This is a genomic window from Winogradskyella vincentii (assembly GCF_020166345.1).
GTDB classification, from domain to species: domain Bacteria; phylum Bacteroidota; class Bacteroidia; order Flavobacteriales; family Flavobacteriaceae; genus Winogradskyella; species Winogradskyella vincentii.
In genome coordinates, this window is record NZ_JAIUJS010000003.1 from 312,822 (window position 1) to 326,794 (window position 13,973).

Annotated in this window: 14 protein-coding genes; 10 read left to right on the forward strand and 4 right to left on the reverse strand. The window is 32.7% G+C overall.

Translation table 11 applies throughout. The annotated features are described in order from the left end of the window. Window positions 1-20: 20 nt before the first annotated feature. The 10 genes from LBV24_RS07325 to hisIE all read left to right on the forward strand — a co-directional run bounded on the left by LBV24_RS07325 (window position 21) and on the right by hisIE (window position 10,255). Window positions 21-2,054 (forward strand): VWA domain-containing protein, encoded by a 2,034-nt coding sequence (locus LBV24_RS07325; protein WP_224477947.1) that lies wholly within the window; start codon window positions 21-23, stop codon window positions 2,052-2,054. 12 nt (window positions 2,055-2,066) lie between these two features. Then, on the forward strand, window positions 2,067-2,882 hold the full coding sequence (locus LBV24_RS07330; protein WP_224477948.1) for a prohibitin family protein: 816 nt from the start codon (window positions 2,067-2,069) through the stop codon (window positions 2,880-2,882). Between the two features lie 225 nt (window positions 2,883-3,107). Then, window positions 3,108-3,965 (forward strand): ATP phosphoribosyltransferase, encoded by an 858-nt coding sequence (gene hisG / locus LBV24_RS07335; protein WP_224477949.1) that lies wholly within the window; start codon window positions 3,108-3,110, stop codon window positions 3,963-3,965. A gap of 1 nt (window position 3,966) precedes the next feature. Next, window positions 3,967-5,253 (forward strand): histidinol dehydrogenase, encoded by a 1,287-nt coding sequence (gene hisD / locus LBV24_RS07340; RefSeq protein ID WP_224477950.1) that lies wholly within the window; start codon window positions 3,967-3,969, stop codon window positions 5,251-5,253. Then, complete coding sequence (gene hisC, locus LBV24_RS07345) at window positions 5,250-6,284, forward strand: histidinol-phosphate transaminase (protein ID WP_224477951.1); 1,035 nt, start codon at window positions 5,250-5,252, stop codon at window positions 6,282-6,284. Before hisD ends, hisC begins: the two co-directional genes overlap by 4 nt. Window positions 6,285-6,396: 112 nt before the next feature. Beyond that, window positions 6,397-7,533 carry a bifunctional histidinol-phosphatase/imidazoleglycerol-phosphate dehydratase HisB gene (gene hisB / locus LBV24_RS07350; protein WP_224477952.1) on the forward strand — a complete coding sequence of 379 codons (1,137 nt, stop codon included), beginning with the start codon at window positions 6,397-6,399 and terminating at the stop codon, window positions 7,531-7,533. After that, window positions 7,533-8,114 (forward strand): imidazole glycerol phosphate synthase subunit HisH, encoded by a 582-nt coding sequence (gene hisH / locus LBV24_RS07355; protein ID WP_224477953.1) that lies wholly within the window; start codon window positions 7,533-7,535, stop codon window positions 8,112-8,114. The genes hisB and hisH overlap by 1 nt, the downstream gene beginning before the upstream one ends. A 61-nt stretch (window positions 8,115-8,175) precedes the next feature. Next, window positions 8,176-8,901 carry a 1-(5-phosphoribosyl)-5-[(5-phosphoribosylamino)methylideneamino]imidazole-4-carboxamide isomerase gene (gene hisA / locus LBV24_RS07360; RefSeq protein WP_224477954.1) on the forward strand — a complete coding sequence of 242 codons (726 nt, stop codon included), beginning with the start codon at window positions 8,176-8,178 and terminating at the stop codon, window positions 8,899-8,901. Window positions 8,902-8,903: 2 nt separating this feature from the next. Then, complete coding sequence (gene hisF, locus LBV24_RS07365) at window positions 8,904-9,659, forward strand: imidazole glycerol phosphate synthase subunit HisF (RefSeq protein ID WP_224477955.1); 756 nt, start codon at window positions 8,904-8,906, stop codon at window positions 9,657-9,659. Then, window positions 9,656-10,255 carry a bifunctional phosphoribosyl-AMP cyclohydrolase/phosphoribosyl-ATP diphosphatase HisIE gene (hisIE, locus tag LBV24_RS07370; protein WP_224477956.1) on the forward strand — a complete coding sequence of 200 codons (600 nt, stop codon included), beginning with the start codon at window positions 9,656-9,658 and terminating at the stop codon, window positions 10,253-10,255. The genes hisF and hisIE overlap by 4 nt, the downstream gene beginning before the upstream one ends. Here the strand turns inward: hisIE and LBV24_RS07375 are convergent, their stop codons facing one another. The 4 genes from LBV24_RS07375 to LBV24_RS07390 all read right to left on the reverse strand — a co-directional run bounded on the left by LBV24_RS07375 (window position 10,256) and on the right by LBV24_RS07390 (window position 13,958). Then, a complete protein-coding gene (locus LBV24_RS07375) occupies window positions 10,256-10,696 on the reverse strand; it encodes a toxin-antitoxin system YwqK family antitoxin (RefSeq protein WP_224477957.1) in 441 nt (146 codons plus the stop codon). It lies immediately after the preceding gene. A gap of 115 nt (window positions 10,697-10,811) precedes the next feature. Then, window positions 10,812-12,011 carry a S41 family peptidase gene (locus LBV24_RS07380; protein WP_224477958.1) on the reverse strand — a complete coding sequence of 400 codons (1,200 nt, stop codon included), beginning with the start codon at window positions 12,009-12,011 and terminating at the stop codon, window positions 10,812-10,814. 96 nt (window positions 12,012-12,107) lie between these two features. After that, window positions 12,108-12,551 carry a LytTR family DNA-binding domain-containing protein gene (locus LBV24_RS07385; RefSeq protein ID WP_224477959.1) on the reverse strand — a complete coding sequence of 148 codons (444 nt, stop codon included), beginning with the start codon at window positions 12,549-12,551 and terminating at the stop codon, window positions 12,108-12,110. A gap of 420 nt (window positions 12,552-12,971) precedes the next feature. After that, complete coding sequence (locus LBV24_RS07390) at window positions 12,972-13,958, reverse strand: PorP/SprF family type IX secretion system membrane protein (protein ID WP_114301756.1); 987 nt, start codon at window positions 13,956-13,958, stop codon at window positions 12,972-12,974. Between the last annotated feature and the right edge of the window lie 15 nt (window positions 13,959-13,973).

The window sequence follows — 13,973 nt, forward strand, 5'->3', positions numbered from 1 at the left end:
ATTTATATGACTACACAATTATGCAGACAGAAACGATTATATATATCATTATTGCTGGTATAGCAGCGCTTTCATTAGCGCTGTTTCAGTATATATATAAATCGAAAATCAAAGGATTCCTAAGATATGTATTGTTTAGTTTAAGAGCATTGGCAATATTTGGAATTTTACTTTTACTGATAAACCCAAAGTTTGAATCTGCTACATATTTTAATGAAAAACCAACATTGGTCATTGCTTTAGATAATTCTGAATCTATTAAATATTTAGAGCAAGATTCTGTGGCTTTAGAAGTCATTGGAAGGATTTTGGAAAACCCAAAAATTCAGCGACGGTTTAATGTAGATCAATATAGCTTTGGAAAAAACATAAAAGTTTTTGATAGCATTTCATTTTCTGAGCGCCAATCTAATGCTTCGGGAGCTTTAAAACAACTACAAGAGGTTTATAAAAATAAAACAGCACCCATTGTATTTATTTCTGATGGCAACCAAACTCTAGGCTCAGATTATAGTTATGTAGCTAATACATTCAATCAGCCTGTTTATCCTTTGATTTTGGGAGACTCAACGGTTTATTCAGATTTAAGAATTAAGCAACTTAACGTAAATAGGTATACATTTTTAAAGAATCGTTTTCCAGTAGAAATTATTTTAAGTTATACAGGTGAGGAATATGTAAATTCCGAACTAAAGATTTGGAGAGGCAATTCAGTTGTATTTAGAAAGCAACTTCAATTTGATAATATTAAGACTTCTGAAATAGTTAATACAACCTTGCTTGCCAATAGTGTAGGGATTAAAACATTTAGAGTTGAAATTGTTCCGTTGAACCAAGAAAAAAACAAGATTAATAATTATAAAAATTTTGCTGTTGAGGTCATTGACCAGAAGACAAATATTGCCATAGTATACGATCAATTGCATCCGGATTTAGGTGTGCTTAAAAAGGCAATAGAAAGTAATGAACAGAGAAGTGTAAGTATTTTAAAACCTAATGAATATTTAAACCAAATTAATGATTTTCAATTAGTTATTTTATATCAGCCAAATAATAACTTTAATATGATTCTTAATCAAATAAAGCGCCAGAATTTAAATACATTTATAATTACTGGATCTGGTACTGATTATGAGTTTATTAATAACACGCATTTAAAAGTATTATGGGAAATATCAAATCAAACTGAAGATTTTCAACCAGAATTAAATAGAAATTTCAACACATTTATAATTGATAATATAACATTTGAGGATTACCCACCATTAAAATCGGAATTTGGTGGATTTAATTTCTTGGTTCCTGCAGATGTGATTTTGTATAAGACAGTAAATGGTATAAATACTGGTGATGCCATGTTGGCCACCTATGCCTTTGATAATATGAAACATGCCGTTTTAGTTGGCGAAGGTATTTGGCGCTGGAGAGCTCAAACATATTTAGACACGGAAAGCTTTACGGATTTTGACAATTTTATTGGTAAACTGATTCAATACTTAAGTTCCAACAAAAAACGTAAAAGGTTAAACGTTGATTATAAATCATTTTATAATGGAAACGATGATGTTATTATTTCAGCTCAGTATTTCAACGAAAATTATGAATTTGATACCAAAGCCTCATTGAATATTCAATTAAAGAACAATGATACTTCTGAAACGAGGGAAATACCACTTTTATTAGATGGATCAAACTACACTGTAGACTTAAGTGCTATTGATGCAGGAGAGTATGATTTTAGAATATCTCATAGTGCTGAAGCAATATCGTTTTCAGGTCAGTTTAGAATATTAGACTATAATGTTGAGCAGCAGTTTCTAAATGCAGATATCAGTAAATTAAATTTACTTGCTGAGAATACAGATGGTAAGGCTTATTACCCTTCAGAATCAGCCTTATTTATAGATGAATTATTAACAGATAATAGATATTCAACTATTCAAAAAAGCACTAAAAATATCGTACCTTTGATAGATTGGAAATATCTGCTTGGTATTATAGCAATATGCTTATTTGTCGAGTGGTTTTTAAGAAAATATAACGGTTTAATTTAAATATAATTTGAAATGGAAAAATTACCAAAAATCGGATTACCGATTTTAATAGGAATAATTATTTTAGTAATTGTTGTAGCTAAATCAGCTGTGACTATTGATTCTGGTGAAGCAGGCGTATTATTTAAAACCTTTGGAGAAGGAGTTGTAGTGGATGAACCACCAATGGGAGAAGGTTTTCATATTGTGGCACCTTGGAATAAAGTATATATTTACGAAGTACGTCAGCAAGAGTTGTTCGAAAAAATGAAAGTATTATCATCAAATGGATTGGAAATTCAAATTGATGCTTCTGCTTGGTATGAACCTGTTTACAACGAGTTAGGGAATTTGCACCAGTCTATTGGACAAGGTTATTTGCAACGCGTTATTCAACCTGCAATTCGTAGTGCAGCTAGGAGTGTTATTGGGCGTTATACACCAGACGATTTGTATTCAACTAAACGTGATGCAATTCAAGTTGAAATTTTTCAAGAAACTAAGAAAATACTTGATAAACAATATGTTCAATTAAATGAAGTGTTAGTAAGGGATGTAACTTTACCTCCAACAATCAAAGAAGCGATTGAACGTAAATTAAAGCAAGAACAAGAATCTTTAGAATATGAATTTAGATTAGTAACTGCAGAAAAAGAAGCTGAAAAACAAATTATTGAAGCAGAAGGAAAAGCTCAAGCAAATAAAATCCTAAGTGCTTCTTTGACTGACAAAATACTCCAGGATAAAGGAATTGAAGCCACGATAAAGCTTTCAGAATCGCCTAATAGTAAAGTGATTGTTATTGGTTCTGGTGATAGCGGAATGCCAATTATACTAGGTAATCAATAAAAATTTTTGTTAAACACTTGGAATTGTAAAATTATTTTCACAAACTTTGTTTCAACAAATTAAGTAATGAATAACAATCAATTACATCATCATTTTCATAGTAACGCTCAAGCGTGGTGAGGATGTATTGATTAATTTCAAAATATATATTAAAACCCGTTTGAGAACATCAAATGGGTTTTTTATTTAAAGCTTATGGTGTTTTCAAACTAACCAAAACTTAAAATGAATAAATTAAAAATTGCGGTACAAAAGTCCGGAAGATTAAACGAAGATTCTTTAAGAATATTAAAACAAATTGGGATTTCCATAGATAATGGCAAGGATCAGTTAAAAGCCTCTGCTCGAAACTTCCCTTTAGAGGTCTTTTACCTTAGAAATGGAGATATTCCTCAATATCTTAAGGATGGCGTCGTAGATGCCGCTATTATCGGAGAGAATGTATTAATAGAAAAAGGAAAGGATATAACAATTGTTGAAAAACTTGGATTTTCAAAGTGTCGAGTATCCATTGCTGTTCCAAAATCTTCTAATGCTAAAAACTTAAAAGATCTAGAAGGAAAAAGAATTGCAACATCCTATCCAAATACGGTTAATCAGATCTTAGAAAAAGATGGTGTCAAAGCAAACTTGCATATCATCAACGGTTCTGTTGAAATCGCCCCAAATATTGGATTGGCGGATGGAATTTGTGACATTGTTTCTAGCGGAAGCACTTTATTTAAAAACGGATTAAAGGAGATTGAGGTCCTTTTAAAATCTGAAGCTGTATTAGCAACCTCTCCGAAAATTTCTGAAGAGAATCAAGCGATAATTGATAAAATACAGTTTCGACTAAAATCGGTTTTAAGAGGAAGAGAAAATAAATACGTCTTATTAAATGCACCAAACGATAAACTTGATAGGATTATAAATATTTTACCTGGTATGAATAGTCCAACGATTTTGCCATTGGCAAAAGAAGGATGGAGTTCTTTGCACTCAGTAATCAATAAGAATGATTTCTGGAATGTAATTGATGAACTTAAAGCAAATGGTGCTGAAGGTATTCTTGTATGTCCAATAGAAAATATGGTATTGTAGTATGAAGCTGATCGAAAATCTAAAGCGAAGTGAATGGTCCCAGGTATTGAGGCGCCCTACAAAATCTGTCGACGATATTGAGAATATAGTTAATGACGTTTTTTCAGCTGTTAAAGCTAATGGTGATAACGCAATTAAGTCTTATACTGCTAAGTTTGACAACGTCGAGCTAGACGATATTGAAGTTACTAAAACTGAAATAGAAGAAGCATCAGAGCGTGTTACCAAAGAATTGAAGAAAGCCATAAAGCTTGCCAAAAAGAATATAAAACAGTTTCACAAAGCACAGCAAACGGATAAGGTGTTTCTCAAAACAATGAGAGGTGTAAAATGCTGGCAAGAGAAAAGACCTATTCAGAAAGTTGGTCTTTACATACCAGGTGGCACTGCACCATTATTTTCAACAGTATTAATGCTGGCTATTCCTGCAAATATTGCTGGTTGTAGCGACATTGTTTTGTGCTCACCACCTAATAGTGAAGGTAAGATAGCCGATGAAATATTATACACCGCTAAACTATGTGGTGTCACTAAAGTTATAAAGGTTGGTGGTATTCAGGCCATTGCAGGTCTTACCTTTGGTACAGAATCTATTCCTCAGGTTTATAAAATATTTGGCCCAGGAAACCAATATGTAACAGTTGCAAAACAAATTGCTACCAAATATGGTGTAGCTATAGATATGCCTGCAGGACCTAGTGAGTTACTAGTAATGGCAGATGAATCAGCTAATCCTGCTTATGTGGCTTCAGACTTGCTAAGTCAGGCGGAACATGGTTCAGACAGTCAGGTGATTTTAGTTACTACTTCAAAAAAGTTTGCCGAAAAGGTTAATTCTGAAGTTGAGTCTCAACTTGAAGTTTTGCCAAGAAAAGAAATGGCTACTGATGCCATAAATAATTCGAAATCAATTGTTGTTAAAGATTTCAAGACAGCATTAGATTTAATAGATGAATATGGGCCAGAGCATTTTATTGTTGCGACAAATGATGATGACTACTTTGTTGAGAACATCGGAAATGCAGGTTCAGTTTTTATTGGTAATTATACACCAGAAAGTGCTGGAGATTATGCTTCTGGGACAAATCATACTTTACCGACAAATGGGTTTTCTAAGGCATATTCAGGAGTAAATCTAGACAGTTTCCAAAAGAGTATGACCTTTCAGAAAATTTCCCAAAAGGGAATTAAAAATATCGGTCCAGCTATAGAGTTAATGGCTGAAGCAGAAGGATTACAGGCACACAAAAATGCTGTGACCTTGCGTTTAAAAGATTTAGAATCATGAAAATAGAAAATCTTTTACGAGAAAATATTAAGACTATTAAAGCCTATTCTTCTGCGAGGGATGAATATAAAAATGCTTCTGCAGATATGGTCTTTATTGATGCCAACGAGAATCCGTTTAAGACCAATGTAAATCGTTATCCAGACCCTCAACAGACGAAAGTGAAGCAACGATTAGCTGAAATCAAAGGCGTTTCCACAACTCAAATCCTTTTAGGTAATGGTAGTGACGAAGTTCTGGATCTTATTTTTAGAGCGTTTTGCGAACCTAATTATGATAATGTTATCACTTTACCACCAACTTATGGAATGTATAAAGTGTTGGCTGATTTAAATGCTGTTGACATCATTTCGGTAGAATTAGATAATGATTTTGAACCAAAAGTTGATGAAATCCTTGCTGTTCAGAATAACAATTCTAAGTTATTATTCTTGTGTTCACCAAACAATCCAACAGCAAATAGCTTTAATTCTAAAAAGGTAGAACAGTTAATAAGAGAATTCAACGGTATTGTAGTTATTGATGAAGCCTATATCGATTTTTCATCCCAAGAGAGTTGGCTTGGTAGACTGAATGAATTTCCAAATCTTATAGTAACCCAGACCTTGTCAAAAGCCTATGGTTTAGCCGGAATCAGGCTAGGAATTTGCTATGCTTCAGGATTTATTATTTCTGTTCTTAATAAGATAAAACCACCTTATAATGTGAATCAGCTAACGCAAGACAAAGCACTTGAACGTTTAAATGAAATTAAGGAAGTAGAGGACCAGATAGCTTCAATTTTAAAGGAACGTGATTTACTCATTTCTGAATTAAACAGTATTTCAATCATAAAGACGATTTATCCATCAGATGCCAATTTTGTGTTAGCAAAAGTAGATGAAGCAGACCTTCGCTATAAACAATTGATTGATAAAGGCATTGTAGTAAGAAATAGAACTACACAACCTTTGTGCAAAAATTGCTTGCGATTTACTGTAGGAACACCAAATGAGAATAAGACGTTAATTAAAATATTAAATGAACTATAAACGTCACATCGAGTGAATCTGAGGGACGAGGATTTGTATCGAGATGCTTAATAGTTCTCGATACAATTCCGATAAAAATCGGAATCACTCGAACTGACGTAAAACATAAATCATGAAACAACCAGTATTATTTATAGATAGAGACGGCACCTTAATAAGAGAACCAGCGGACGAACAAATAGATTCATTTGAGAAACTGGAGTTTTATCCAAAAGTATTTCAATACTTAAGTAAGATTGCGGAGGAATTGAATTTTGAAATTATAATGATTACAAATCAAGATGGTCTTGGTACAGAAGTGTATCCAGAAGATACGTTTTGGCCAGTTCATAATTTTGTTATCAAAACGTTTGAACAAGAAGGAGTAGTATTCAAAGAACAGTTTATTGATAGAACATTTGCTAAGGATAATGCACCGACGCGCAAACCAAATACAGGTTTATTGACCAAATATTTTTCAGATGATTATGATTTGGCCAATTCATATGTTATAGGTGATCGATTAACTGACATAGAATTAGCAAAAAACTTGGGAGCAAGAGGAATTTTTATTAATGATAATACGAATCTAGGGACAGATGAAGTAACGGTTAGTGATAATGAATTGCAACAATACATAGCTATAGAAACTAATGACTGGGAAGCTATTTATAAATTCTTGAAGACCACTGAACGTGTTGGTTCTATTGAGCGTAATACTAATGAGACCAAAATTAAGATTGACCTAAACTTAGACGGAACAGGAAAAAGTAGCATTAACACAGGTATTGCATTTTTCGACCATATGCTAGATCAGATTGCTCGTCATGGTCAAATTGATTTAAATATTAAAGTAGATGGCGATTTAGAAGTTGACGAACACCACACTATAGAAGATACGGCGATTGCTTTAGGAGAAGTATTTGCTTCAACTTTAGGGAATAAACTTGGTATTGAGCGTTATGGATTTTGCTTACCAATGGACGATTGTTTAGCTCAGGTAGCTATTGATTTTGGAGGTAGAAACTGGCTTGTTTGGGATGCGGATTTTAAACGAGAAATGATTGGTAAAATGCCAACAGAAATGTTCTATCACTTTTTTAAATCCTTTACAGATGGAGCTAAATGTAACTTAAACGTTAAAGTTGAAGGCACCAATGAGCACCACAAGATTGAAGCGATTTTCAAAGCTTTTGCTAAAGCTATTAAAATGGCGGTTAAACAAGATGTAAATAAAATGATTTTACCATCAACTAAAGGAATGTTGTAATGGATCTTAGAATAGTAAATTACGGAGCAGGTAACATAAAAAGTATTCAATTTGCATTTCAGCGGTTGGGTTTTAATGCCGTTTTAACATCTGATGCAGACGAAATTTTGAAAGCTGATAAAGTTATATTTCCTGGAGTAGGTGAAGCTAGTTCTGCTATGAAAATGCTTAAAAAATCTGGTTTAGACGGATTAATTCCTGAGTTAAAGCAACCAGTCTTGGGCATATGCTTAGGCATGCAATTAATGTGTAATTATACGGAAGAAGGTGACACTAATGGTCTTGGTATTTTTCACACGGATGTAAAACGTTTTTCAAATAATGTGAAGGTTCCTCAAATGGGCTGGAATACTGTAAAAAATCTAAAATCTGACTTGTTTAAAAATATAGAGGAAGGTGACTACATGTATTTAGTACATAGCTATTATGCTGAAAATTGTAAAGAAAGTATCGCTACATCTGATTACGAAATCGAGTATGCATCGGCATTAGAAAATGATAATTTCTTTGGAGTACAATTTCACCCAGAGAAAAGCGGAAAAACTGGAGAACAACTATTAAAGAATTTTTTAAAACTATAAACGCCTTTAGCTGTTAGCCATTTGCTAATAGCCTAAAGCCAAAAGCTAAGAGCTAAAAAAAATGAGGATAATACCAGCAATAGATATCATTAACGGCCAATGTGTTCGTTTAACTAAGGGCGATTATGATACTAAAAAAGTATATAATGAAGATCCATTGGAAGTGGCTAAATCATTTGAGGACGTAGGAATTGAATTTTTACATGTCGTTGATTTAGATGGCGCTAAAGCGAGTCATATTGTAAACTACAAGGTCCTAGAATCAATAGCTGGCAAAACAAATCTGAAAATAGATTTTGGTGGAGGATTAAAGTCTGATAACGACTTAAGAATTGCTTTTGAATCTGGTGCAAATCAAATAACAGGTGGAAGTATTGCAGTTAAAAACCCAGAAGTATTTGAGACTTGGATTGCTAATTATGGTTCGGATAAAATTATTCTTGGTGCTGATTGTAATAATGAAAAAATAGCCATTTCAGGTTGGCAAGAAGAAAGTGATTTAGAGGTTATTCAATTTATAAAGGATTACCAAACTAAAGGTGTGTCTTACGTTATTTGTACAGATATTTCTAAAGATGGAATGCTTGAAGGGCCTTCCTTTGACTTGTACAAAAGAATTTTAAATGATGTAAAAGGTATTAAACTGATCGCTTCAGGAGGTATTTCAAAATTTAGTGAATTGCCACAATTAGCAGAGATGGGTTGTGAAGGAGTCATTGTTGGTAAAGCCATATATGAGAACAGAATTTCATTGAAAGAATTAGAACAATTTATTTTAAATAATTAAACATGCTTACAAAACGAATTGTTCCTTGTTTGGATATTAAAGATGGACGTACTGTGAAGGGTGTCAACTTTGTAGATTTGCGCGACGCAGGTGATCCTGTGGAATTAGCAAAGCAATATGCTGAATTGGGCGCTGATGAATTGGTGTTTTTAGATATATCTGCTACACAAGAGAGACGTAGAACAATGCACGATATGGTATTAAAAGTGGCAGAACAGGTTAATATCCCATTTACAGTTGGTGGAGGTATATCCTCTGTTGAAGATGTGGATGACTTATTACATTGTGGTGCTGATAAAGTATCTATTAATTCGTCAGCAGTTAAACGTCCAGAACTTATTAATGAGCTTTCTCAGAAGTTTGGAAGTCAATGCGTGGTTGTAGCCATTGATGCCAAGAAAATAGGTGAGGAGTGGATTGTACATTTGGCAGGAGGTACTATTCCGACAGAAATTAAACTGTTCGAGTGGGCTAAGGAAGTAGAAGAGCGTGGTGCAGGTGAAATATTATTTACTTCTATGAATCATGATGGGACTAAAGCGGGATTTGCAAATAGAGCCTTAGCTAAATTATCTGAGCTAGTAAACATACCTATAATAGCATCTGGAGGCGCTGGTGCCATTCAGCACTTTGCAGATACTTTTATAAAGGGCAAGTCTGATGCGGCGTTGGCCGCAAGCGTTTTTCATTTTGGTGAAATACCAATTATAGAATTAAAAAAAGAACTAAGGAAACAAAATATAGAAGTACGGTTATGAACATAGATTTTAATAAAAATGGAGATGGTCTAGTACCAGCAATTATTCAAGATGCTAATACCAAAAATGTCTTGATGCTTGGTTATATGAATAATGAGGCTTTAGAAAAAACTAAATCATCTGGACTAGTAACATTTTTCAGTCGTTCTAAGAATAGAATTTGGACAAAAGGTGAAGAAAGTGGTAATGTGTTAAAATTGGTTGATATCAAACTTGATTGTGACAACGATACTCTTTTAGTTTCTGCTAAACCAGAAGGTCCGACCTGTCATAAAGGTTCTGATACTTGCTGGAATGAGGACAATAGTCAAAACTTTGGATTTATTTCAAAATTAGAAGATGTCATATCATCTAGAATTGAAAATGCCGATTCTCAAAAATCTTATGTAGCGTCTTTATTTGCAAAAGGCATTAATAAAGTTGCTCAGAAAGTAGGAGAGGAAGCTGTGGAAGTTGTTATTGAAGCTAAAGACAATAATGACGAGTTATTCCTTGAGGAAAGCGCAGATCTTCTTTTCCACTATTTAATGTTATTGCAGGCAAAAGGTTTTAAATTAAAAGATGTTGTAAACGTTTTACAAGGACGTCATAAATAATTATCTGGTGTAGACCATTGTTGAGACAACATTACCTTCATAATCATAGTAGGTCCATTTGCCAATAGGTTGTTTCCAATGTAAATATTGGCCTTTTGATTTAACCTTACCATTTTCATAGTAAAATGTTACAGGACCTTCAACTTTATTGTCCTTATACGTACCTTCACATACCTTTCTTCCCATAGGATCGAAATCAATCCATTTTCCATTTCCTATACCATCTACATATTCTTGCATAGTCATGTAATTACCATTATCATATTTACCATATAACACACCAGTAAAAGGCTTATCTAAGCCTACTTCATAATAAATGGAACCTAATTTATAGGCTTTTTGGTAGGTGTCTGTCATTGCAACTAACTTTTGTTCTTCAGATTCCTGAGCACATCCAAAACTGAATAATAAAATTGCTGTAAGTGTGAAAATTGATTTCATAAGGTTTGTTTTTATTCATGTACACACAATTTAAGTATTTGGATGAGTTGATATAAAAACTGCCAGTAAAAATGCTTACTGACAGTTATTTTCAAATGAATTTTAGAAAGTTTAATCATTCATTTGAACCTTGTTCTATAACCTTTAAGGTTTGTTCAATCCAGTCCTTATCAAAATCTAGTTTTATATCTGGTTGAATGCCATATCCTTCGTATTGATAGTATTTATAATGAAAATCCATATCTGTTGGATAAAATGAAAAGTAACCCGATGGCGTTGTAAATAAGTTTCCGTAGTTAGATCCGTATGCTAAAGCACCAAAAGTAGTTTGTCCAAGATGTACAACATTGTTTAATTTCTTCAACTTTGCGGTAAATTGTTCGCCATTACTTATGGTATAGCTATTAGTGAGGACATAAATTTTGGCTTTTGATTTTTTAAGTAATTTTAAAAATGGATCGGAAATCTTATTGGCGCCACCAGAATTGTTTCTTAAATCAACAATGATGTAAGGTGAGTTAAGCTTATTTTTAATTTTGTTATATAATTTTTTTGATGCTTTTTTGTTATCATCTTTTCTGCTAAAATTGCCAAAGTACAAATATTGCACGCGGTTATTGATTTGCTTAAACTCCCAATTGCTTGATTTTTCTGTTATAAACTCTTTATTAAAGAAATTTCCCTCTTTTTTTAAACTCAACAGTCTGCCGTTATCAAACGTAATGTTATTAAGCATCTGTAGTTTCTTGGCTTTTGGCTTGTAATATATTAGGTCATATTTACCAAATTTATTCTTTTTACCAACTAAGAAAACCTCTCCTCTTTGCCATATAGAATCATTATCAGACAATACAACACCCTCGATTTGGTTCTTATTTGTTTGTGTAATTCCAATAGAAATCTCTGTTTTTCCCAAGTTATAAATACCCTCAATAGCGTTTTGCTTTGCTATTCTCAACGAGTCATTTAACATGTTAATTGCTTCTTCAGAATAATTTCCCAATTTGGTCTCACCATTATCGTTATTAAAATATAGATTAAAATGAAAGTCATTTACGGTAGTAATTAACTGCTGTATCTTTTTATAGCACTCAATAATTGAGATAGGATTTGTTGTTTCCCCTATTAAATTATTATAGACGTTCTTAAATTCAGTTAAAGCATTTCCCTTTATTTGCTTTTTGTAGGAAGGCGTTTGCTTTAGTTTTTCAACTATATAATCTAAATCGGCTTTACAGTCACAAGTTTCAATTTGAGCGGTGATTGATTTGATTCCTACTAAAAATACAACAAGTGCTAAGATTATTTTTTTCATGATTCAATGATTTTTTTGATTAAACTTTCTGAAGCAAATCTAATTCTAATAAAATGATCTATATCAATAATAACGTGCGTTTGGGGCGAAATTACCTTAGTTTGTGGTAGAATGAATTGAAGCTTTTATATGATTTAAATATGTTTTTGAGATTGGCACTTCAACATTGTGATTTAGAATTAGAAAATGCTTGCCATTTTCGGTTTTCCATTGTAGAAAATGGAATGGATTTACAAGATGTGAACGGTGTGTTCTTAAAAGTTCTGGGAATTCATCATCAATAACTGATAGTTTATTTCGGATTAAGGTTTTCTTCAAGTCTTTACCAACAATATATAACACTTCAATGTAATTGTCTGATGATTGTATGCTCACAACATCATTTAACTGTAATCTTAGACCTTCATAATTGCCTTCTCCTTTAATTTCTATTTTATGATCCTCTATTTTTTTTTCACGATACTTTCCAAATGCGAAACGGCTTATTATTATAATTGGTAAAATGGTTATTATTGCTGGAAAATAAATGGTTTTTAGCATGTACCCCAAGGTATAAGGGTTGGGCTCATTTGGTACGACAACAAAAAGGTAAAATAGTCTGGCAACTGCCACGGCAACAATACAAAAGCTAATAAGAAATAACAATTCAGATATCAACGTCCATTTTGTATCGTTTTTAGAATAAAGAAAGGACTGAAAAGGCAAAAAAATAAGATAGCACAACCCACCTAAAAAACCATAACCAGGTAAAAATAAGAGCTTTTCGTTGGCGCTAAATTGGTTGACGTCTAACGGCTTCGTAAAATAAAGAAAAACAAATATCCAAATAGCTAATAGTAAGCTAATTAGAATATGATGCTTAAATAGTGGGTCGAAAGGGTAGAGTCGTCTCAAAAATACGATTATTGCTTATGCAAAAATACGATTAGTATTTAAAACCCATAATAATAAAATACAAGCCTACAATCTATAATAACTCTGGCTAGTTCCACGAGTACAAGCACAGTTACTAGCACCTTGGAATAAATCCAATCCAATAGTGACCATATGAGTACCAGAATTAAAACCTGATAAATCATTCATTGTAATCTGGTAACTATATGCAAAATATAATCCATTGTGCATAACACCACCCATTGGACCAATATTTAATGGATCTAAAAATTGATCATTCAAAAACCTGTAAGACGCTCCAACCCAGTAGTAGTTGCGGTCTCTATTAAATTTTCTGTATTTAAAATTAATATCTGTAGCAGACCTATTATCACTATCAAATAATTGAAAGAATACAGATGGCTCAAATTCGATATCCTTGTTTGTTTTGCTTGTTAGTACTAAACCAGAATAAAGTTGAAAATTCAATAATTGATTTGGCTCCACACCTGTAAAGTCATCAATATCTTTTTCAATTAAATTGTTAGCATTTAAACTAACGAAGAAATTTTTCCAACGGTATAAAATACCAGCATCAAAATTGTTATTATTTATTGATCTATCATCCGTTATACTTGGGTCTATTATTGGTATTTCATACGTGGTATTAAAATTCTCAATCTCAATTCTAAAACTATTTATGTTGTAAGAAATACCAAAGGATAAATACTGTTTTGACTTATAATCTAGGGTAAGATGGTGTGCGTATGATATTTTTAAACCCTTTTGCCTTGTGTTACCATTCTTATCATTATATGCTGAAACTCCAACACCAGAGCGATTTGCAAATCTAAAATCTGCATAAATAGATTGGTTGTCTGGTGCGTTTTTAATGCCAACCCATTGTGTCAATCCATTAGCTCTAATTTTCAAATTATCACCTATGCCAGCATAAGTCGGAGATATAACAAAATCATTGTCTGCCAAATATTGTGTCCAAACAGGTAAATTTAATTCTTGTCCATATCCATAAGATAGTATCAAGAAACATATATAAAGTGCTATTTTTTTCATCTTATTTATCATATA